Consider the following 21,739-nt stretch of genomic DNA (forward strand, 5'->3'; position numbering starts at 1 on the left):
AGAATATTCCGATAAGTGAAGGTGAAAGAAAGCAAAGGAAGATGACTTAGTAATGAGGGTGAAACAATAAGGAAGGGGTGTGTTGTTTGAAAGCTGATATCGTGTTCATAAACGGCGAGGTCATAACCGTTAATCAAAAAAATGATGTCGCAGAAGCTCTGGCAATTAAAGGTAATCATATCTCGGCAGTCGGAACGAATCAGGAAATCAAGTTATTTATCGGAGAAGAAACAAATGTGATTGATTTGCAGGGAAAGTCATTACTTCCTGGGTTTATAGATTCTCATATTCATCTTATATTGTACGGTGTCAATCAATTGGCAGTAAGTTGTAAAGCTGAACATATCAAATCTGTAGAAGATTTATTAATCGATCTGAAGAAAAAAGCTTCGACGGTCCCTAAAGGTGAGTGGATCCGCGCCTGGGGCTTTAATGAGACCGCTGTTAAAGAAAAACGTTATCCTACAATAGCGGAATTGGATGCCATATCAACAGACCATCCCATTATCGTGACCCGAACATGCAGCCATATAAGCGTGGTGAATAGCAGGGCGTTAGCGATTGCCCGAATTGATGAAAACTCAGAGAATCCAACTGGGGGGATCATTGAAAAGGATAGGGCAGGGAGGATTACAGGCAAACTTATTGAAACAGCAAATATGATAATGGCAGACAGAGCAAGTTATTCAGAAAGTGAACTTTTGAAAGCCGTGAAAATAGCGTCGAAGCATTTCATCGCAGCAGGCATAACAAGCATTCATGAAGCTGGTGCTCATGGTCCTGAAAGTTTCCGTTTAATGCAGCAGGCCATAAAAAATAAGGATATTCGTGTCCGTATCTATGCCATGGTAGGTTCATTGAATAATTCTCATGAATTTGTAAATAAAATGGTAGATTCGGGAGTCATAACTGGAACTGGGGACGAAAGATTCAAAATCGGACCAGCTAAATTGTTTACGGATGGCAGCAGTACCGGTCCGACAATTGCTACCCGTGAGCCTTATTCGAGTGATCCTGGCAATTTTGGCATTCTTTATTATAAAGAAGAGGAGATCTATCAAGTATTAGGTCAGGCACATAAAAAAGGCTATCAAATCACAGTCCATGCCCAAGGTGACAAAGCGATAGAGATGTATTTAAATTGCGTGGAAAAGGCTTTGAATGAATCGCCAAGGAAAGATCATAGACATAGAATTGAGCATGCTGGAATATCTTCGCCAGATTTACAAATTAGGATGAAAGAACTTGGAATCATCCCAATCCCCAACCCCCCTTTTCCTTATGAATTCGGTGATATATATATTGAACATTACGGCAATAGGGTCAACCACATGTACGCTGCCCGTGATTTTATTGATAATGGCATCCTGATCGCAGGTGGTTCAGATGCTCCCGTTACTGATCACGACCCTTTATTAGGCATACACGTTGCTGTTAATAGAACAAGCAGGTCTGGTACGAAGATAGGTACGGTTCAATCGATTAGCGTATTGGAAGCCATTAAACTATACACTTGGAATGGCGCGTTTGCGAGTTTCGATGAAGATATCAAAGGCAGCCTGGAGGCAGGCAAGCTGGCCGATCTAGTAGTACTGAATGATAGTATATTGAAAGTGGAATCCCAAAATATCAAGGATTTGAAAGTTGAATCAACGATTCTGAATGGGGAGATTCTTTATCATAGGGAAACATTGGTAGAAATATAATCTAGCGTAACTATTCTAAAACAACAAGACCTTCACTTTCATCTTTTGGCTTAAGCGAACGTAAGCAGGATTTAGCAGGTTATCTAAAAGGGGGATATTCGCTATGAAAAAGCAAAAATTATTAATTAATGGTGAGAGGCTGAGTCGTACGCTAGAGAAATTTGCTGATTTTGGACGTACAGAAAACAACGGAGTCACACGGCTATCCCTTTCCGAAGAAGATCGATTAGTCCGTGATTACTTTTGCGGTTGCTGTAAAGAATTGGGTATGACTATTAAGGTTGATGATATGGGGAATATTTACGCTACTTTGGCGGGACTGGAAAATAAACCTCCTATTGTAATGGGATCACATATGGATACCGTAAAAAAGGGCGGTAGGTTTGATGGTATCTTGGGTGTAGTTGCAGGCTTGGAAGTCGTGCGGACTCTGGTCGAAAATAATATTCAACCTAAAATTCCGGTAATGATCGTCAATTTTACAAACGAAGAGGGAGCCAGATTCGAACCTTCCATGATGTCTTCGGGAGTTCTTTCAGGTAAATTCGAAAAATCCATCATGCTGCAAAAGACAGATAGTGACGGAACGACTTTCGAAAGTGCTTTGAATGCCATTGGATATGCAGGGGATAAAGAGAATCGTTTAAAAGAAGCGACTGCATTTCTAGAATTGCATATTGAACAAGGGCCGATTCTTGAACGTGAATCACTAACGATCGGTGTCGTTGAATGTGTCCTTGGTATGGTGTGCTATGAGATAGAAGTTACAGGAGAATCCGATCATGCCGGAACCACCCCGATGAATATGAGAAAAGATGCTTTCTTCACTGCGAATAGCTTGATTATGGAGGCTCGTCAGAAGCTAGGCATGCTTGATGACGATTTGGTTTTTACGATGGGAAGGGTAAATGTGTTTCCTAATATCCATACGGTTATCCCTAATAAAGTGGTTTTTTCGCTAGAAGCGAGACATAAGGATTCCAATGTCATCGAAAAGGTGGAGGAAGTCATTGAAAGCCTTAAAACAACAGGTTCAGAAGGCGGCTGCGACATCCAAGTGAAAAAATTATGGGACAGGGATACCGTTTGGTTCGAAAAATCCATTTGCAATTTGCTTGAGCAATCGAGCAATACATTAGGTCTACCCTATAAGAGAATGGTAAGCGGTGCAGGACATGATGCGCAATTTATAGCCAGTTATATACCGACTGCCATGGTTTTCGTTCCAAGCATCAACGGTAAAAGTCATTGTGAAGAGGAACTTACTACTTGGGAAGATTGTGAAAAAGGCGTCAATGTAATATTGGAAACGGTCCTTGCCATTCAGTCCGCTTAAGACGCATATACGGTTGGTTGAAAGCAGCTAATGACAGTAAGCCACGGATGCTATCAAACCATCAGTTCAGTTTGAAACTAGGCTTGACTGATGGTGATACATCCATGTTCGGAACCTAATTAGGGGAGGGTATAATTTGGATGCTATTAAGCTATTGCTTTTTGTTCCATTTATAGGATTCTTAGGTTTATTGCCCTATGCAAATAAAATAGAACCGTACATATTGGGTATGCCTTTTTTGTTATTTTGGGTTGCATTTTGGATGGTCATGGCATCGATCATCTTAATGATTGTCTATAAGTTCGATCCTGATAATAAAGGGAGTGATTCTGAATGAATATATCATTACTCATCATTTCCATCTTCTTGGTTCTGGCACTTTATTTAGGGATAAAAGCAAGAAAAGGGAAGGATATGGACATGGAGCAATTTGCCGTAGGGGGCAGGGGCTTCGGTACATTCTTCATTTTTCTCTTGATAGCAGGTGAAATTTATACAACTTTTACATTCCTGGGCGGAAGTGGGTGGGCTTACTCAAAAGGTGCCGCTGCTTATTATGTTCCCGCCTATATTTTCTTAGCCTACGTCCTATCATATTGGCTCGTCCCTAAAATATGGAGATATTCAAAACGCCATTCCATTATCTCTCAGCCAGAGTATTTTGCATCTAAATATAAGAGCAGGACAATGGGGATGATCGTAGCTGTATTGGGAAGCTTAGCCCTCGTGCCGTACATAGTCATACAGCTCAAAGGATTAGGTATCATTGTTTCCGAAGCATCTTACGGAGCAATTTCTCCAGTTGCTGCAAGTGTCATCGGTGCTGTTGTCGTAACTACCTATGTAATGATTTCAGGCATTCATGGATCAGCATGGACAGCCATACTGAAAGATTTCATGATCTTGGTGGTCGTTATCTTTTTAGGGATTTACATTCCATTTCATTACTTCGGAGGCATACAGCCAATGTTCGAGACCGTCCAATCTGCTAAACCGGAAATGTTGGTTTTGGCAGATCAGGGATTGAGTCAGTCCTGGTTCGTGTCCACCGTTTTGCTGAATGCACTAGGATTTTATTTGCTGCCACAAACATTCATGGTCGTTTTATCGTCCAATGGGGAAAGGACCCTTCGCAAAAATGCGATTGCTTTACCCTTATACACATTGTTACTGCTATTCGTTTTTTTTATCGGATTTACAGCCATCATGGAAATCCCGGGTTTGCAAGGGGCTGATGGGGATCTCTCACTTTTAAGGCTGGCGATTCAAACATTCGATCCATGGGTGATAGGGGTTATCGGAGCTGCAGGGTTATTGACGGCCCTAGTACCGGCTTCAGTCATGCTAATGGCTGCATCGGTAGGTCTGACAAATAGCTTTTACAAAGTTCTCGTCCCTGGTGCGACTGAAACACATCAATTGATTGTCTCCAGGTTCATCATCATCGGTATCTCAATCATTGCTTTAATTGTAACGGTAACAGGCGGCGAGGCTTTGGCCATCTTGAATATCATGTCATACAGTTTAATTACACAACTGGCACCTTCGTTGTTTTGCAGTTTACCAAAAACCAATATAATCAATAAGTATGGTGCAATGGCAGGGATATTGGCAGGCGTCCTGATTGTTTTATATGCGACAATTGCAGATGTGAAGGTTGCTACATTCCTGCCGGATATCCCACATGTAATTAATGATATCAGTACAGGCGTCATAGCTTTGTTAATTAATATACTAGTAACATTCATTGTAAGTGCACTGACTAAACATATCTCTAGGCAACAGACCGAAATGAATGATCTTAACAAGATATCCTGATTTCTTTTTAACAAGGCTAATGAATTACTTACTGTGAGAAGTGATAAAACATGATTTGGGAGGGCTTTTGTGAAAATTAAAATAACGGCTTGTCAATTTCGTGTAGAAAAAGTTTCAGCTTTCAATGAATTTCAGGAACAAGTAGAAAACTTGTTCACCCAAGTTCCCGAAAACTCGGATTATATCATTTTCCCTGAACTGTTAACCATCGGGTTATCAGCGGCCTTTGGAGAACCGGATGCTTCGTCCGTTATCAGGATCGATGAATATACCAATCAATACAAAGATCTTTTCAGGTCACTTTCAAGAAAAAGAAAACAGGTCATCATTGCGGGCACGCATCTGGAACGCCGCGAAAATGAATACTTCAATATTGCCTATATTTTTGATAGAGACGGATCGGTTGTTGAGCATAAAAAAACTCATATCTTTCCTGCTGAAGCGAATTTGCATACTTCTGAAGGTGATAATTTGGAAGTTTATTCCATAGGTCCAATTAAGATAGGAATAGCGGTATGTTATGAAGCGGAGATACCTGAAATTTCAAGGATATTATCAGTGAAAGGGGCTGACATCATTTTTTGCCCTTCATACACATTTACAGAGGCAGGTTTTTGGCGAGTTCGCCATTGCGCACATGCACGTGCCATCGAAAATCAGGTATATTTTGTTCATTGCCCCACTGTTGGTGAACCAGGGGCACCCCTGCCGAACGGATACGGCCGTGCCAGTATACTTAGCCCATGTGACAGCGCTTGGCCAGCAAATGGAATAGTAGCCGAGGCGGTAATGAATGAACATACGATCATAACCGGTACGGTCGATATGGACGAACTTTATGAGAATCGAAAAAATGGTGCGGCAACCACTTTCAAGGATCGTAATCGCCGAAAAGATATGTATGCAAAATATGAGCCATACGAAGGGCTGAAATAATCAGTTGTAAAAGGCACTATTAACACAATAGTGTCTTTTACTCAATAACAATAATTTCGAAAGGGTGATTAATTTGAAAAGGTTAACCGTTTTTGTGCTATCTTTATTTGCTCTAGGTATATTAGTATTCAGTCCCAATGAAGCTAGTTCAAGAGAGAAGCAGAGAGTTGCTTATGTAGACGTAAACGTGGCAACTCTTTGGACTGAGCCAGGATTATTAAGGGAAATCGATGCTCCTTCAGCATCGAACCCTGCTGATTTGAATGCCTGGATCGACTCGATGAATTATGAAGACAAACTGTGGCTTGTGGGTAACCTGGAAACACAAGCGTTATATGGTTCAAAAGTGACGATTCTAGAAGATCAGGGTAAATGGGTGAAAGTAGCCGTTGCCAATCAACCGACGCCCCGCAATGATATTGGTTATCCAGGATGGATGCCAAAGGCACAATTAATAGACGGAAATTCTTTTGAGAAGCAATTTAAACGAGGATTTGCCCTTGTAAATGCCCCAAAGACTTGGCTTTATTCGGATTCGAAACTTCGGTCCAAATTTATGGAGGTCAGCTTCGATACCCGCCTCCCGCTATTGCAGGTGAAAAAAGATAAAGTGAAGGTGATGACACCGAGTAATGGAGCAAAATGGATAGAAAAGCAGGACGTGTCAGTCTATCAAAATAAAAATCAAATACCTGCTCCAACGGGAATGGACATCGTTGAATCAGGAAAAGGATTTTTAGGGCTTCCTTACTTATGGGCTGGAATGTCCGGTTTTGGATTTGACTGTTCTGGATTTACCTATACAATGTACCATGCTAATGGAATAACGATCCCAAGGGACTCTTCCATTCAGGCGCAACATGGAAAAAAGGTGGAACAAGAAAATCTTCAACCAGGTGATTTACTATTTTTTGCCTATGATAAAGGGAAAGGAAAGGTCCATCATGTCGGAATGTATATTGGTGACGGCAAAATGATCCATTCGCCAAACAGCTCAACACATGTAAGAATAGATGAAATAAAAACATCGGGATACGGAGAGGAATATGCCGGAGCAAGAAGATATATCGATTGATTCTTAATGATACACAAACTCCAGTAAAGAAGGTATCTGGTAGGTTGTGAAAATAGATTATTATTTTGATAGTAAAAATGATGGGAGAATATAATCGGAAAATTCACTATTGAAGTCTATGAACGAGAGAATGGTTGGTTTAAACAGAATGCATCACTAGTGATCCAAGTGGCGGAGTATAGAATAAAGGCCCGTTGAGCAGCTCAATTGAGTTGCAATAATATTTAAAACCTCTCAATAAAGAATATGTGAATACCGAGGAAATTCCGCGCTTGCCAAACTCTTTTTATTTTGGCGCTATCACTTCGGAAGTTACACCTGTTATCTTAAATTTAGATATAAGTCTTATCTTTTTATTCTTTTAAGAATTTTTATTGGTATTATAATTATTTGAAAACCCAGATTATTCTACTGCTGTTATATGTTTTCTAGCAGGTGGTTTAATTGGAGAATATATGATAATCAAGAAGTGGTAAAAAGAAAAGTAAACCATAAAAAACATCAGTGGGAGAAAATAATGATTCTCCCCCACTGATGTTTTTAAATATAAAGTTTTTCTTGAAGTTATTTTACTATAATAATTGAGTGGGAGAATTGTAACTTTATCGCCTTCCTATTTGATGGTTTCAAAAAGACGTTCCAAATCCTTATCCATAATGAAAACCTCAATTCTTTCACCTGTTTTAGTGCTTATATCACTGTGAGATGAAAGAACCTTACAACCCGTATGATCTTCAACTATTTTTTCATATTCCTTTGTATACATCTCACGTAGTAGTGAGCGCATTTTTTTCACAAGTTTTTTGCCGGAATTATGACTCACAAGGTGCTTTTCCTCTACAGTAAGGACACCCTTAAAACGTGTTATTAACATATCATTGATTATATAAGTTTTAGTTTCCTGAGGTCCTCTTCCTATCAATTCACGCTGGAATTTAATGAATGCTTCGCTTATTTCAGCCTCGATCCTTTTTTTTGTATTTATCATAATGCCTCCAGTTCATCTGACGAATTTATGGGATTTATCATAATCCCGACGTCAAGTTCCTGTCAATGAAAGTTTGTAAAACTTTAGAAAAAAGTGAAAAAGTTAGTAAATTTAAGTAATATAGCATTTTTGCTGATTAATTGGGTGAATATCGTCTTAAATAATCAGAAATGGAGGTTTTTAAAGGTTTATATGAGTTTACAAACCTTTAATTAGGAGCGTACAATAATCCTCATGAAAAACAATTAGATACCGGCCAAATCTCAAGTGATTGAGAACGGAGGACCCACTATTTATGGGGTTAATTCTGCATTTGCAGAAGGGATGAGACACTCTTTCGCCATCCTACCCGTCAGCTAACTTCGTCGGCTAAAGCGAAGGAGGTCATAAGACCACCTTGATTCAGGAGGCTTTTTTGTTATTCTATAGCAAAATTGCAATCTGACATTTCCGTAGGTCTTTTTATTATGCCTATAATTGAAAAGGTTTCTTGGAAGACGGATCGTTGAGTAAGCGCTATCGCTTGCTGGGCGTTAAGTAGACCAATGATTACTTTTTCTCCAACAAAATGTTTGTTTTCTGTATATCATTCTTTTTCTGATGCGTCGTGGTTCATGACGCTGTAGGACAGAGATTGTATTTGTGCAGCGCTGCAAACTGGGGGAAAAGTAACATTGGTCTATTTTTTTATGCCTTAACGGACGTCTGTCTGAGCAAAAGAAAAGTATAAAAAATGTATCTTTAAGGAGGTGAAGGAGAATATAGGCATTTATTAATGCGGAAGGAGCGAGAAAAATGGATAGTATAGTAATTTCTTTAATGGTTATACCGTTTATCCTCTTTTTAGGATTCATTCATTTTTGTAATAAAGTCATTTCAAAGGGAGAGTAGGGAAATGTTCTTAATGATAATCGTCGGAGCGGTAACGTTGTATTTAATACATGCCCTCATATATCCGGAAAAATACTAGGGGTGACTAACGGAGGAGAAGTAAATGGATCTATTGCAAATCGTTGTGGTATTGGCAGTTGCGGTTATATTAGCCATACCAATGGCTAAATATTTAACGGATGTTTATTCCCTTGAATTGACGAAACAAGATCGCGTGTTTGGGAGGATGGAAAATTTTATCTTTAAGCTATCCGGCATTAAGACAGAGGATATGAAATGGCAGCAGTACGCCAAGGCTCTGCTGATGAGTAATTTAGTGATGTTCATTGTCTCTTATATTATCATTCGCTTCCAAGGGGAGTTACCTGGAAATCCCAATAAGATAGACAACATGGAGCCATTGTTGGCATTGAATACCGCTGCAAGCTTTCTTACGAACACCAATTTACAGCATTATAGTGGAGAATCGGGACTTTCTTATTTATCTCAAATGGCGGTAATCATATTCTTGATGTTCACGACCCCAGCTACCGGCATTGCTTTATGTATGGCTTTTTTTAGGGGCTTAACAAGCCAGCTGAGTCTAGGAAACTTCTATGTGGATGTAATCCGAACGATTACTCGAGTTCTGCTCCCATTATCGATATTGATTGGTTTAGTCCTAGTATCCCAAGGCGTACCGCAAACATTTAGCCCAACGGCAGTTGCGACAACATTAGAAGGAGCAACCCAAAATATAGCAAGGGGACCTGTAGCGGCCATGGAATCCATTAAGCACATAGGTACAAACGGAGGAGGGTTCTTTGGGGTCAACTCAGCCCATCCATTTGAAAATCCTAATGCTATCACGAATGTCATAGAAATATTATCCATGTTTCTTATACCTGCTGCCCTCCCGTTGACGTTTGGATATATGGCGAGGAATAAGAAGCAAGGCTGGATCCTATTTTCAGCGATGGCATTCATGTTACTTCTATTCTTAAGCATTGCTTATTTTAATGAAAAAAATGGCAATCCAGCATTGGAGCAAATAGGCCTTTCACAAGAGGATGGGAGTATGGAAGGGAAAGAGGTTCGTTTCGGGGTGGCTCAGAGTGCTTTATTCACTAGCATAACTACAGCTGCAACTACAGGGTCGGTAAATAATATGCATGATACCCTAACACCGCTAGGAAGTATTGCTCCACTTGCAATGATGATGGTGAATTGTGTATTTGGCGGAGATGGTGTGGGGACGGTCAATATTCTCATGTATTCCTTATTGGCTGTATTTCTTGCCGGACTTATGGTAGGACGTACACCTGAGTTTTTGGGTAAGAAAATTGAAGGCCGTGAGATGAAGTTAATAGCTATAGCGATTCTTCTCCACCCATTGATCATCTTAGTTCCATCGGCCATTGCTTTAGCGACACAAATGGGATCAGCAGCTATATCAAACCCGGGATTTCATGGTATTACTCAAGTAGTTTATGAGTTTACCTCTTCGGCAGCCAATAATGGTTCCGGTTTTGAAGGTTTAGGCGACAATACACCTTTTTGGAATGCTTCCACTACTATAGTCATGTTATTCGGACGTTATTTTTCCATGATTGCCATGATCGCCGTCGCAGGATCATTACTGATAAAGAAACGTGTTCCAGAGACTATCGGAACCTTCAAAACGGATAATAGTACGTTCTTTGTCATTCTTTTAGCTTCAGTTTTAATTATTGGAGCTTTGACTTTCTTTCCAATAATAGCACTTGGACCGGTTGCGGAGTCGCTTACGATTAGATAAATGTTGAAAAGGGGCATTTCAAATGAGCATAGAGCGAATAGCAAATTTAAATAAGAACATTGTTTATGAGGCAGTTAAAGAAGCACTCAAAAAATTGAATCCAAAAGTTATGGCTCGCAATCCAGTCATGTTTGTAGTTGAAGTGGGGTTTGCCATTACGCTTCTTCTGTCCATATTTCCTGCGCTATTTGGCGGAGTGGCTGATAAGGGGTATAACATTGCAGTATCCATTATTTTATTCTTAACGATCATTTTTTCTAATTTTGCCGAAGCTCTTGCAGAGGGACGCGGAAAGGCACAAGCCAATAGCCTCAAAAAGACAAAGCAGGATACTAAAGCAAGGTTATTCCAGAAAGATGGGTCCGTAAAAGTAGTTGATGCCTTGCAATTACGTAAAGGCGATATGGTTTTAGTGAAGGCAAACGATTTAATACCGACGGATGGAGAAATCATTGAAGGAGTGGCCGCTATAGATGAATCGGCGATTACCGGTGAATCTGCTTCCGTAATAAAAGAACCTGGTGGGGATTTCAGTTCTGTAACAGGAGGTACAAAAGTCATCAGTGATTTTATCATAGTTAAAGTCAGTGCAGACCCTGGTGAATCCTTCCTTGATCGGATGATAAATTTGGTCGAAGGAGCTAAAAGGCAAAAAACACCGAATGAAATCGCACTAGGTACACTCCTGGTTAGCTTAACCATCATCTTTTTACTTGTATGTACCACGCTGGTTCCGATTGCGTCATATATTCATGTTACCCTTCCGATCGCTACCCTGGTAGCTTTGCTGGTTTGCCTGATCCCTACCACAATCGGAGGATTACTCTCAGCCATTGGAATAGCAGGTATGGATAGGGTCACCCAATTCAATGTAATTGCGAAGTCTGGAAAATCGGTGGAAGCCGCAGGTGATATTAATACGATCATCCTTGATAAAACAGGAACCATAACACATGGTAACCGTATGGCCTCAGCCTTAATACCAGCTACCGGTATAAGTCAGGAAGAGCTTAACCAATATGCTGTATACGCATCTTTACATGATGAAACCCCTGAGGGCCGGTCTGTTTTGGAATTAGCCAAAAAAAATGGATTACCTGAAAACTTGCTGAATAAAAACGGTACGGAAGGGATTGAATTTACTGCTGAAACCAGAATGAGCGGAACGGACTTTCCAGATGGGAAAAAGGTCAGAAAGGGTGCAGTAGATACGATAATGAAATATATATTGCATCAGGGAGGGAATGTGCCTATCGGTTTAAAAGATACTTGTGAAGAAGTGGCAAAAAAAGGCGGTACTCCTTTGGTTGTCACAGAGGGAAGCCGTATACTTGGAACTATATATTTGAAAGATACAGTGAAACCAGGCATGAAGGAACGTTTTGATGAATTAAGGAAAATGGGTATTCAAACCATAATGTGTACAGGGGATAATCCCTTAACAGCAGAAACAATCGCGAAAGAAGCAGGGGTCGATGATTTTATCGCCGAGGCAAAGCCAGAAGATAAAATCTCAGTCATCAAGCGGGAACAAGCGGATGGCAAGCTTGTGGCCATGACTGGAGACGGTACGAACGATGCACCAGCATTGGCACAGGCAGATGTGGGATTGGCGATGAATACAGGAACTAACGCGGCGAAGGAAGCCGCCAATATGGTGGATTTAGATTCGGATCCGACAAAAATCATTGAAGTGGTAGCCATTGGCAAACAGCTGCTCATGACCCGGGGGGCATTGACAACCTTTAGCATCGCTAATGATGTAGCTAAATATTTTGCGATAATCCCAGCCATGTTCATGCTGGCGATACCTCAAATGAAAGCCCTCAACATTATGGGATTGGCGACACCCCAAAGCGCCATATTATCAGCTTTAATATTTAACGCCATCATCATTCCATTGCTTATACCGTTGGCAATGAAAGGGGTTAAATATGTTCCTATGAGCGCTACAAGATTATTGACCAGGAATTTGTTTTTTTATGGATTAGGAGGAGTGTTAGTTCCCTTCTTGGGAATTAAATTAATTGATTTGCTTCTTGTTGTCTTTAAAGTGGCTTAAAAATTTATATTTTGAAGGTGGGGGGAAATCCATGTTAAAAAATATACGTTTGGTTTTGGTGCTTCTTATCATTTGCGGGATGGCATATCCGTTACTGATGACAGGATTAGCACAGTTGATGATGCCCGAAAAAGCAGAGGGAAGTTTAATTAAAAATGATTCGGGCGAATTGATTGGTTCGAAAATGATCGGTCAATCCTTTAAAGAGCCTGGGTATTTTCATGGCCGTGTTTCTTCTATTGAATATGATGCGGCTGGTTCAGGTACGCCGAACTTTTCTTCTTCAAATGAGGAGTTCTTAAATCGGACAAAAGAAGATATTTCTAAATTTTTAAAAGAAAACCCTACTGTCGAAAAGGCAGATATACCATCTGACTTAATGACGAATTCGGGTTCAGGGCTTGATCCCAATATTTCCCCTAATGGCGCAAAGGTACAGGTTTCCCGTATTGCTCATGAAAGGGGTTTATCTGAAAAAAAGGTATATCTTCTTGTGGAAAAACATACGAGCAGCCGATCGCTTGGAATTTTTGGTGAACCGCGAATTAATGTTCTGGAGTTGAATATGGCATTGGACGAATTGAAATAATGAAGATTTGGAGAGTTTAGTAGACTCTCCTTTTGCTATAGAACAATAATTGGAGGTGGTAATATGTCGGAACAATTTCGAAGGAAAACACCAAATGAAATTATCGAGTCGATTTCCAATATCAAAAGGGGAAGGCTGAAAATCATACTTGGAGCTGTAAGCGGTTCAGGAAAGACTTATCAATTGCTTCTTGAAGGAAATGAAATGAAGAAACGTGGGATTGATGTAGTTGTCGGGGTAGTCAACAAGTCCTGCAGTCCTGGGACACTTAAGCAATTAGGCAGTCTTGAACTTATCCCGATTATAGAATGGGAGCGAAATGGACACGTAGAACAGGATCTTGATTTAGATAAGATTTACAAACGGAATCCGGAGGTTGTTTTAGTTGATCGATTGGCTCATGAAAATCATATAAATTCAAAAAACGCCACCCGATTGGAAGACGTTATGGAATTAATTAAGAATGAAATCAGTGTCATTACGACGATAAATATTTATGAGTTGAAAGGAGTGAAGAAAGTCGCAGAGCAATTGCTGAATCTGCCGCTTCACGTAGAGGTTACGCTTCCAGAAGATACTTTGACAAAGGCTGATGAAGTACGTTTATTGGACGTCACTCCAGAAGCCATTTTAAAACGTCTGCAAAATGGGGAAATCGGTAAAAAAGACGAAGGGCCGTTACAGTTTTACAACAACGGAAATCTTGCCACCCTTAGAGAATTGTCACTTCGGTTTTTAGCGGAAGAAGTGGAAGATGACCTGACTGAACATAGGGAACTAGAAGGGTTAATGGGACCTTCAGGTGCTACGGAACGAATATTGGTCTGTGTACAATATCATTGGAATGGCTCCATATTAATAAGAAGAGGAGATCAAATTGCCAAGCGGTTAGGCGGTGAATTTTTAATCGCCAGCTTTATCCCACTATCAAAAAAACTATCAAAAGAGGAAGAAATCTTTAAAAGCTCTATGCAAAAACTGGTCAATAAATTAAATGGGGGTTTTTTTGAGATTACAATGAATGGTGACGAAATAGCAGAAGAAATAGTCGGATTTTCCATGCAGCATCAAATAACTCGAATTATCCTGGGCCAATCAAAAAAGCCAGTGTGGGAAGAAGTGGTCAGCGGTTCAATAGTCAATAAAATAATGAGAAAGTCAAAGAGTATCGATGTATATATTATGGCAGACCGTGTAAAAGCATTTGGTGAGAGGATCATCCCCGCAATCAAGACGGAAAAAAAGAAGGAAAATCCTTATCGCAGACTTTCCAATGATGAAATGCACGATAAAGTGGAACGGGTAAAAAAAGGGACATTTAAGATTTATCTCGGAGCTGCTCCTGGTGTTGGTAAAACCTATACAATGCTTAGGGAAGCGAATCAATTGAAGGAAAACCAAATTGATGTAGTGATTGGACTATTGGAGACACACGGTCGAAAAGAGACAATTGCCCAAGTGGGAAATTTGGAAATCCTGCCTAAAAAACTTATTCCATATAAAAACGTAATGTTGGAGGAAATGGATCTAGATGCGATTATCATTCGGAATCCTGAAGTGGTCTTAATAGATGAATTAGCACATACGAACGTACCGGGTAACAAAAATCAAAAAAGATATCAAGATGTAATGACCATTTTGGACGCTGGAATTTCTGTTATTTCCACGATGAATATTCAACATATAGAAAGCTTGAAAGATAGTGTAAAGCAAATTACAGGTGTTTTCGTAAGAGAAACAGTACCTGACAGCTTTCTCCAATTATCGGATGAACTTGAGTTGATCGATATTTCACCAAATGCGCTCAGAAAAAGGATGGAGGAAGGTAATATATATGCCATGGATAAAGTGGAACAGTCTCTTAGCCATTTCTTCAAGACACAGAACCTTATAGCGTTGAGAGAACTTGCGCTCCGTGAATTGGCGGATGATGTGGATGACAGATTAGAATCCATGAAACGTAAGGAAGGAGTAAGGGGACCATGGAGAAAAGATGAAGTGATTTTTGTCTGTGTCAATCTTAGAGCGGATTCTGAGCGTTTAATCAGAAGGGGCTTCCGCATAGCCTACCGACTCAAAGCGGAGTGGTATGTTATTTTCGTCAAACATCAAAGTGAACTGCGAACTGATGAAAAATTGATACTTGATAAACTGGTAAGCCTTACACATCGCTTAGGAGGCGTTTTTGAAATATATACAACGAGGGATAGGCGATCTGTGGTCAAGGAGATCAAGAAACAATTACAGACTAAAAAAGCAACACAAGTCATTTTAGGGCAATCAGCAAGAACGAGATGGCAAGAAATTATGGGTGGATCCATTGTAGCTCATCTTCTAAGAGAAGCTAGACATCTTGATGTTTTGATCGTAGCTGATTAATTCTTATATCAGGGCAGTAATTTTTTAAGAAATGGCGATCGTGATTTTCCAGATTTCATTTTACCTGCTGTCACAAGGAAAAATATGGTATAATTAATTACAGATTTTTCATTATATTATAAATGTGAGGGGTTGTTAATGATGATCACTTTTCCAAAACCTGATGTTGAGCAATTTTTACGAACCTTTTCCATTGCTGATTTTGCTGTAAGTCCAGATGAAAAACATCTGGTTTTCAGTACGAATCTGAGCGGCAAGTATAATTTATGGGGAATGGATTTGCCCAACTCCTTTCCTTATCCGCTTACATCCATTGATCAAAGCTGCCAAGCACTGATATATGATAAGAAGAGCCGGTTTATAATTGCTGGGTTCGATCAAGACGGTAATGAAAATACCCAGTTTTACGGGGTTCCTTTGAATGGCGGGACAATGAAGGAAATCGTCCATCATGAAAATACACGTAATTTCATGCCAAAATTATCGAATGACAGTAAAAAGCTCTATTACACGACATCTAGAGGAAATCCTTCCTTTCTAAATTCCTATTGTTTAGATTTAGAATCAGGACAGGAAAGGCTGGTACTGGAGGGGAAGGATGCAGCGACCTATTTATTTGGCTTCAGCCCTGATGAAGAAACCTTACTTTACTATAAACACTTTGCTAATACATATACTCTTCTCTATGCAAAGAAAGGGAACGAAGATATCCTGCTCACTCCGCCCACTGAGAAACAACACACAGTGAATGATGGTGTTTTTGTTTCCGATTCGATAATATATTTATTGACTGATTATGATTCGGACTTTACCTATTTGGCTTCATATAACCTTGAAACAAACAAATTCTGTAAAGTTAAAGAATTGGAGAATGAGAGTTTTACTGCCATTAAATTTAGTAAAGAAAATCAACTATTATATATAACCAGTCAAAAGGGTGTAGAAGATCAATTATATGAATTCAATCTGCAAAATGAAGATTGGAGAAATATCCCCGTGCCATGCAGCGTCATTAATAAACTTGAAGTAGCTGCATCAGGAACGCTTTACTTATTTGGCATGAGCGCAACCAAGCCTCACAATATCTATAAAAAATCAGGTGATGAGTGGGTATCATTAACTAAATATACTGTTCCTGGCGTCGATTCTAATGATCTGGTTGAACCGGTTATCATTACATTCCCTTCCTTTGATGGACTGGAGATCGAATCGTTATTTTTTAGGGCAAAAAAGGAAAATGATAATGGTGAAGTCATTTTTTGGCCTCATGGAGGACCTCAAGCGGCGGAACGGAAGTCCTTTAGAGCTTCATTTCAATTTTTCCTGAATCACGGCTACAGTATTTTTGCACCAAACTTCCGCGGTTCTACTGGTTATGGATTGGAATTCATGAAAATGGTAGAGGGAGATTGGGGAAATGGACCACGACTTGATAATGTAGCGGGCCTTGATTGGCTGATAGACCAAGGGCATGCACAAAAAGGTAACATTCTATTGATGGGAGGAAGCTTCGGAGGGTATATGGCACTTCTGCTGCACGGACGACACGCGGATTATTTCAAGGCGGTTGTCGATATTTTCGGCCCATCCGATCTATTCTCATTTATCAATTCCGTTCCAGAAGAATGGAAGCCAGTCATGGATCAGTGGGTAGGAAATCCCGAAAAAGATAAAGAAAAACTAATCGAGTATTCTCCTATCACCTATTTGGAATCCATGATAAAGCCAATGCTTGTCATTCAAGGAGCGAATGATCCCCGTGTAGTCAAAGAGGAATCGGATCAAATCGTTCAAGCGTTGAAGGATAAAGGAAGAGATGTCGATTATATGCTTTTAGATGATGAAGGACATGGATTTTCCAAAAAAGAAAATGAAATTGCCGTCTATCAAAAAATACTCACATTCTTAAAGCGATTCACAGCAGTAACAGAGAAGGTATAATCCGCATCTAAAACTTCGTTTATTTACAATTGAATTAGAAACCCTGCCACTCACATTCAAAGTGATGAAGCAGGGTTTTTATGTTTGAAAACTGGATGTCATTTTAGGTTTGGCGGTTTGGGGAGCTAGTAAATAACTTCCCAATATGGCGTGTTTATAAAATCCTGCCATTTCAAATTTAGAATTCCCAGAATAAACTCTAATCATCTAGTCATAAAGCACTATATAATATACGAAAAAAGTATTTTTTTGTTAAACGGAGTTGATTCGCATTGCCACGGGAATTATTGTCATACATACTCGTTGTTATAATGGCAGGTGCTTTAAGCTTGTTCCTGTGTTTATTTACACAGTTAAAGATCAAGGATGCACCTGGAGCAAAACCCTATATTCTCGTGACACTATTGTCTTCCATTTTTACTTTTTCCTATGCTTTCGAACTTTCCAGTACATCTTTAGAACAAATCATATTCTGGTTAAGGGTCGAGTACTTGGCCTTACCATTCATCCCAGTATTCCTTTTGTTGATGTGTATTGAATATGTAGGGCATAGAATTAATAAGGTGTGGAAATATGCACTCTTCATCATACCTTTCATCAATGACCTTCATCACTTTTATTACAAATCAATGGGATTGAGAAGCGATAGTCCTTTTCCAATAATTAAACTGGTGGGCGGCCCTTGGTTTTACGTCCACTCCCTTTTCCTTTTTTTATGTGTCATGTTAAGTATAATCATATTGCTAAAGCAGGTGAAAAAATCCTCATTCAGATTCAGGATGCAAATATCAATGATGGTGGCAGGTCTTATTATTCCTATATTGGCAGATTACTATTATATAAATGGATTAAGCTCATATGGTATCGATCTTGGTCCTGTATCCATGAGTATCACGTTTATCTTTCATGGTGCGGCACTTTTGACTTTTCAAATGTTCAATGTAGCACCGATTGCTCGGGAAACTGTCTTTGAAAGTATGAAAGAAGGTGTCATCGTTTTAAATCAACAGGGTTTGATTGTTGACTATAACCATGGAATGCGCAAAGTCATACCCATGTTGGATGAACATTCCATAGGTAAATCGATTACAAGTGTGTTAAATGGGAATCATCATCTTAGGGAAATAATCGACCTTAAGCAAGACAGTGATTTTAATTGCAGCCTAAATGGTAATATGGTACATTACCATATTGGTTTTTCACCTGTGTTCAACAAAAGTAACTTGCCTATCGGACAGATCATTACCTTCGCCGACGTAACTGAAAGAGTGCTCATGCTGGAAAAGCTGAAACAACTTGCCAGCTTGGATGGATTAACTCAAATATTGAATAGAACATTTTTCATCAAAAAATCGGAAATGATATTTGATCTATTAAGCTTGGAAGGTGGCAGTGTTTCAGTCATCATGTTTGATATCGATCATTTCAAAAATGTAAATGATACTTTTGGACATGAAGCAGGGGATGCGGTCATAACGCTTGTTGCAAATACTGCAAAGGAACACATTCGGGAAGGAGATTTATTGGGGCGTTATGGCGGTGAAGAATTTATCATTTGTTTGCCGAATACCGCTTTACCCTCTGCATATGAGTTGGCCGATATTATAAGGGAAAAGGTTTCTGAAAATATTGCACTTGTAAATGAAGAGAAGATTTCCGTTACCTGCAGTTTCGGGGTGACTCATGCATTAATTGAAGCTGGTGACCGAGTCCATTCCATCAAAACATCGATGCGACGGGCCGACCAAGCCTTATATGCCGCAAAGAAGAATGGCCGAAATTGTGTACAGATCATCGCCTAAGATTATTAGATCATCCCTTTAAACCTTGAACTTGTTCTAGGTTTTTTTCATTGTATTCATAATTAATTCCAGAAATCTCTATACATTTAAAAACGGAAAAATCAACGTGCTTTTTGAAGCTAGAGCCAAAGGTTCCATAAAACATAATAAATTCCCTATTTTTTACTATTAATGCAGGCAAGGTGTTGAAAGACCAAGTAGAGGAACCGCTCATCAAGGAATCATACACCGGACTACTCCGAACCGTGTATACATTCGTCCATTTAATGGTGGCAGAAAACATTATACTCAGATCCGGATTCCAAAAAACATTTTAGGTTGCATCAATATAAAAGCCGAGTTTCCTTCATGGGGTAACGTCAGGAAAATATAGATTTACAATGTTAAGAATATCCAAATAAAATAAGTCCAATATCTCGATGTTGTAAACGAGATATTGGGCTTTAGTTACTTCGTAAAAGCATCTGTTATTGGTTACCATTATTAAAAAGAGTTGCCACAAACATTTTTTTGAAGTTTTGTACGATAAGCAATTTCGACATTGCATTTTCATTAGTTATGCTGCCTTTTGTTGAACTGAAGGGAGCCTATACAATAATAAGAAATGTCCAGAAATCAAGAGAGCAATTAAAATGAAATTTAAGCTATAACTGTTAGTTAGTTCCATGATTTTACTTGAAGCCGCTGGACCCAATGCCATACCTACAAAATTTAATAAGTTATATAAGCCGAGACCTACTCCGATCTTAGCTGGATTTAAAGTTTGTGGAACAAGTGTATTTAATGACACTTGGATGGCGGAATAACTCATCAATGTTAAAATTAATGCGATTGACAGAATAATTACATTCGGATTTGGAATTAAAGCCAGCATGAAAAAGCCAATAATCATTACGATAGTCGATATATAAATCATTTTAATATTCCCAATTGTCGGGAGTATTTTTCCTGTTACAAAACTAGATAAAATGCTAAATAAAGATGCAATAAACACTATGATACCGATTGAAAATGGTGATAATCCATTTCTTTTCGCTAACAACACAGGAAGAAGAAATAAATTTGCCATCAATCCCACATTAATAATAAAACCAATCGTAATAACGCGTATAAATGTATTATTTTTAAATAGCTCTATATCAATGAGAGGATGTTTTGATTTTGTCATCCGAACCTTAAATAAGATCAAGAGCACGATTGAAAGAATAAACAGCATTTTATTTATATTTACTCCTAATAAAGTAGAAGCAATTAATGCAAATAACAATCCAGCACCAATAAAATCAAAATGAAATGAAGAAGGATTAATCTCTTCCTTAGGCATGAACTTTAGAAGCAATCCTATCCCGATAATACTAACCACCATAGTTAAGAATAGAAAAGGCCAGCCGATTAAATTGGTAATCGCTCCGCCTACTAATGGACCAATTCCAACAGCCAACGCGATAGACGCACTAATCATGGCTAAAGCTGTCGGGCGTTTAGTTAATTCCACCATTTTTGCCACTGTAACCATGGAAAGTGCAATAAAAGCAGCCCCACCACTTGCTTGTATTAGCCTTGCAAGAATAATAATTGAAAAAGTTTGATTACTAAAACCTATGATTGATCCTAAACTTAATAATAAAATGGCTATAATAAACAGCTTTTTAATACTAATATAATCAGCCAATTTCCCATATACCATGGAGCCTATTGCAACAACCATCGAATATCCCACTACAATCCAGCTGACCTGGGACGTACTTATGGATAAATCCATTGAAATGTTTACTAAGGCTACATTGAATAGAATAGCGTTCATAACACCCAATATAACTAAAAAACATAATGTTAAAACTAACACTTTTGATTGATTACTTTTCTCTGTATTCAAAATTCACACCTCTTTATTTGATAGTTCTAAAACTTTCAAACAATTAATCGAAAATAATGGTTTTTTAGCCCTCTCTTAAAGAGTTGCCAAAAAACCCGGTAGTAATTCGTGAAAAATATCCTCATTTATTGTAATGAATTTATATTGTCCATGTCGTTTTACATCAATTAAGCCAGCTTCCCCCAGTATCTTAAGATGGTATGAACGGTTGGACTTATTCATTCCGAGTGATTCTTCAATATCTCCGCAAGTATGTTTATTTTTATCATGATAAAGATAACGAAGGATTTCAATTCGCTTTACTTCCGCCAAGGCTTTAAAAATTTTTACACGTTGTTCATCTGAATTAAATTGTTTGATAGTCATAGAACTATGATAATTGTGGATTATCATTAAGTCAAGCATCAAAAAATAAAAATAAAATATGACGTAATACAACCACTCTAGATACCAGTTGGACTTAAAAAAGATGACACCTGTTCAATGCAGAGATCACCTTCTTAAGTCAGCCTAGCCTTTTTTTATAATTTTCCATTACAAAGGGTACAGTTTATGTGGAATGA

At 38.9% G+C, this 21,739-nt stretch carries 16 protein-coding genes and 1 riboswitch; of the genes, 12 read left to right on the forward strand and 4 right to left on the reverse strand.

Annotated elements, in window-relative coordinates:
• Positions 1-86: 86 nt before the first annotated feature.
• The 6 genes from NYE63_RS13670 to NYE63_RS13695 all read left to right on the forward strand — a co-directional run bounded on the left by NYE63_RS13670 (position 87) and on the right by NYE63_RS13695 (position 6,871).
• Positions 87-1,706: an amidohydrolase gene (locus NYE63_RS13670; RefSeq protein ID WP_342605560.1), complete on the forward strand. Its 1,620-nt coding sequence runs from the start codon at positions 87-89 to the stop codon at positions 1,704-1,706.
• Between the two features lie 103 nt (positions 1,707-1,809).
• Positions 1,810-3,042 (forward strand): Zn-dependent hydrolase, encoded by a 1,233-nt coding sequence (locus NYE63_RS13675; RefSeq protein WP_342605561.1) that lies wholly within the window; start codon positions 1,810-1,812, stop codon positions 3,040-3,042.
• A 136-nt stretch (positions 3,043-3,178) separates the two neighbouring features.
• The gene (locus NYE63_RS13680) at positions 3,179-3,379 is read left to right on the forward strand and encodes a DUF3311 domain-containing protein (protein ID WP_095393819.1); all 201 of its coding nucleotides are present in this window, start codon (positions 3,179-3,181) and stop codon (positions 3,377-3,379) included.
• Positions 3,376-4,860, forward strand: a complete 1,485-nt coding sequence (locus NYE63_RS13685) for a sodium:solute symporter family protein (RefSeq protein WP_342605562.1) — start codon at positions 3,376-3,378, stop codon at positions 4,858-4,860. The genes NYE63_RS13680 and NYE63_RS13685 overlap by 4 nt, the downstream gene beginning before the upstream one ends.
• Before the next feature lie 69 nt (positions 4,861-4,929).
• Positions 4,930-5,796, forward strand: a complete 867-nt coding sequence (locus tag NYE63_RS13690) for a nitrilase-related carbon-nitrogen hydrolase (RefSeq protein WP_342605563.1) — start codon at positions 4,930-4,932, stop codon at positions 5,794-5,796.
• Positions 5,797-5,863: 67 nt separating this feature from the next.
• Entirely contained in the window at positions 5,864-6,871 is a 1,008-nt protein-coding gene (locus tag NYE63_RS13695; protein ID WP_342605761.1) for a C40 family peptidase, read from the forward strand.
• A 613-nt stretch (positions 6,872-7,484) separates the two neighbouring features.
• Here NYE63_RS13695 and NYE63_RS13700 read toward each other — a convergent pair.
• Positions 7,485-7,862 carry a DUF2294 domain-containing protein gene (locus NYE63_RS13700; RefSeq protein WP_063233850.1) on the reverse strand — a complete coding sequence of 126 codons (378 nt, stop codon included), beginning with the start codon at positions 7,860-7,862 and terminating at the stop codon, positions 7,485-7,487.
• Positions 7,863-8,103: 241 nt separating this feature from the next.
• Positions 8,104-8,245: riboswitch (cyclic di-AMP (ydaO/yuaA leader) on the forward strand.
• 608 nt (positions 8,246-8,853) lie between these two features.
• Here NYE63_RS13700 and kdpA point away from each other — a divergent pair.
• The 6 genes from kdpA (at position 8,854) to NYE63_RS13730 (ending at position 19,300) form a co-directional block, all read left to right on the forward strand.
• The gene (kdpA, locus tag NYE63_RS13705) at positions 8,854-10,527 is read left to right on the forward strand and encodes a potassium-transporting ATPase subunit KdpA (protein WP_342605564.1); all 1,674 of its coding nucleotides are present in this window, start codon (positions 8,854-8,856) and stop codon (positions 10,525-10,527) included.
• Between the two features lie 22 nt (positions 10,528-10,549).
• Positions 10,550-12,589 carry a potassium-transporting ATPase subunit KdpB gene (gene kdpB / locus NYE63_RS13710; protein ID WP_342605565.1) on the forward strand — a complete coding sequence of 680 codons (2,040 nt, stop codon included), beginning with the start codon at positions 10,550-10,552 and terminating at the stop codon, positions 12,587-12,589.
• Between the two features lie 31 nt (positions 12,590-12,620).
• The gene (gene kdpC / locus NYE63_RS13715) at positions 12,621-13,178 is read left to right on the forward strand and encodes a potassium-transporting ATPase subunit KdpC (RefSeq protein WP_342605566.1); all 558 of its coding nucleotides are present in this window, start codon (positions 12,621-12,623) and stop codon (positions 13,176-13,178) included.
• Between the two features lie 63 nt (positions 13,179-13,241).
• The gene (locus NYE63_RS13720) at positions 13,242-15,557 is read left to right on the forward strand and encodes a histidine kinase (protein ID WP_342605567.1); all 2,316 of its coding nucleotides are present in this window, start codon (positions 13,242-13,244) and stop codon (positions 15,555-15,557) included.
• 141 nt (positions 15,558-15,698) lie between these two features.
• A complete protein-coding gene (locus NYE63_RS13725) occupies positions 15,699-17,498 on the forward strand; it encodes a S9 family peptidase (protein ID WP_342605762.1) in 1,800 nt (599 codons plus the stop codon).
• A gap of 272 nt (positions 17,499-17,770) precedes the next feature.
• Entirely contained in the window at positions 17,771-19,300 is a 1,530-nt protein-coding gene (locus tag NYE63_RS13730) for a histidine kinase N-terminal 7TM domain-containing protein (RefSeq protein ID WP_342605568.1), read from the forward strand.
• A 10-nt stretch (positions 19,301-19,310) separates the two neighbouring features.
• Here NYE63_RS13730 and NYE63_RS13735 read toward each other — a convergent pair whose 3' ends face one another.
• The 3 genes from NYE63_RS13735 to NYE63_RS13745 all read right to left on the reverse strand — a co-directional run bounded on the left by NYE63_RS13735 (position 19,311) and on the right by NYE63_RS13745 (position 21,542).
• Positions 19,311-19,529: a hypothetical protein gene (locus NYE63_RS13735; protein WP_342605569.1), complete on the reverse strand. Its 219-nt coding sequence runs from the start codon at positions 19,527-19,529 to the stop codon at positions 19,311-19,313.
• A 327-nt stretch (positions 19,530-19,856) separates the two neighbouring features.
• A complete protein-coding gene (locus tag NYE63_RS13740; protein ID WP_342605570.1) occupies positions 19,857-21,176 on the reverse strand; it encodes an MFS transporter in 1,320 nt (439 codons plus the stop codon).
• A 75-nt stretch (positions 21,177-21,251) separates the two neighbouring features.
• A complete protein-coding gene (locus NYE63_RS13745) occupies positions 21,252-21,542 on the reverse strand; it encodes a metalloregulator ArsR/SmtB family transcription factor (protein ID WP_063233908.1) in 291 nt (96 codons plus the stop codon).
• Positions 21,543-21,739: the final 197 nt, after the last annotated feature.

Source organism: Peribacillus sp. FSL E2-0159, assembly GCF_038643155.1.
Lineage (GTDB): Bacteria > Bacillota > Bacilli > Bacillales > DSM-1321 > Peribacillus > Peribacillus simplex.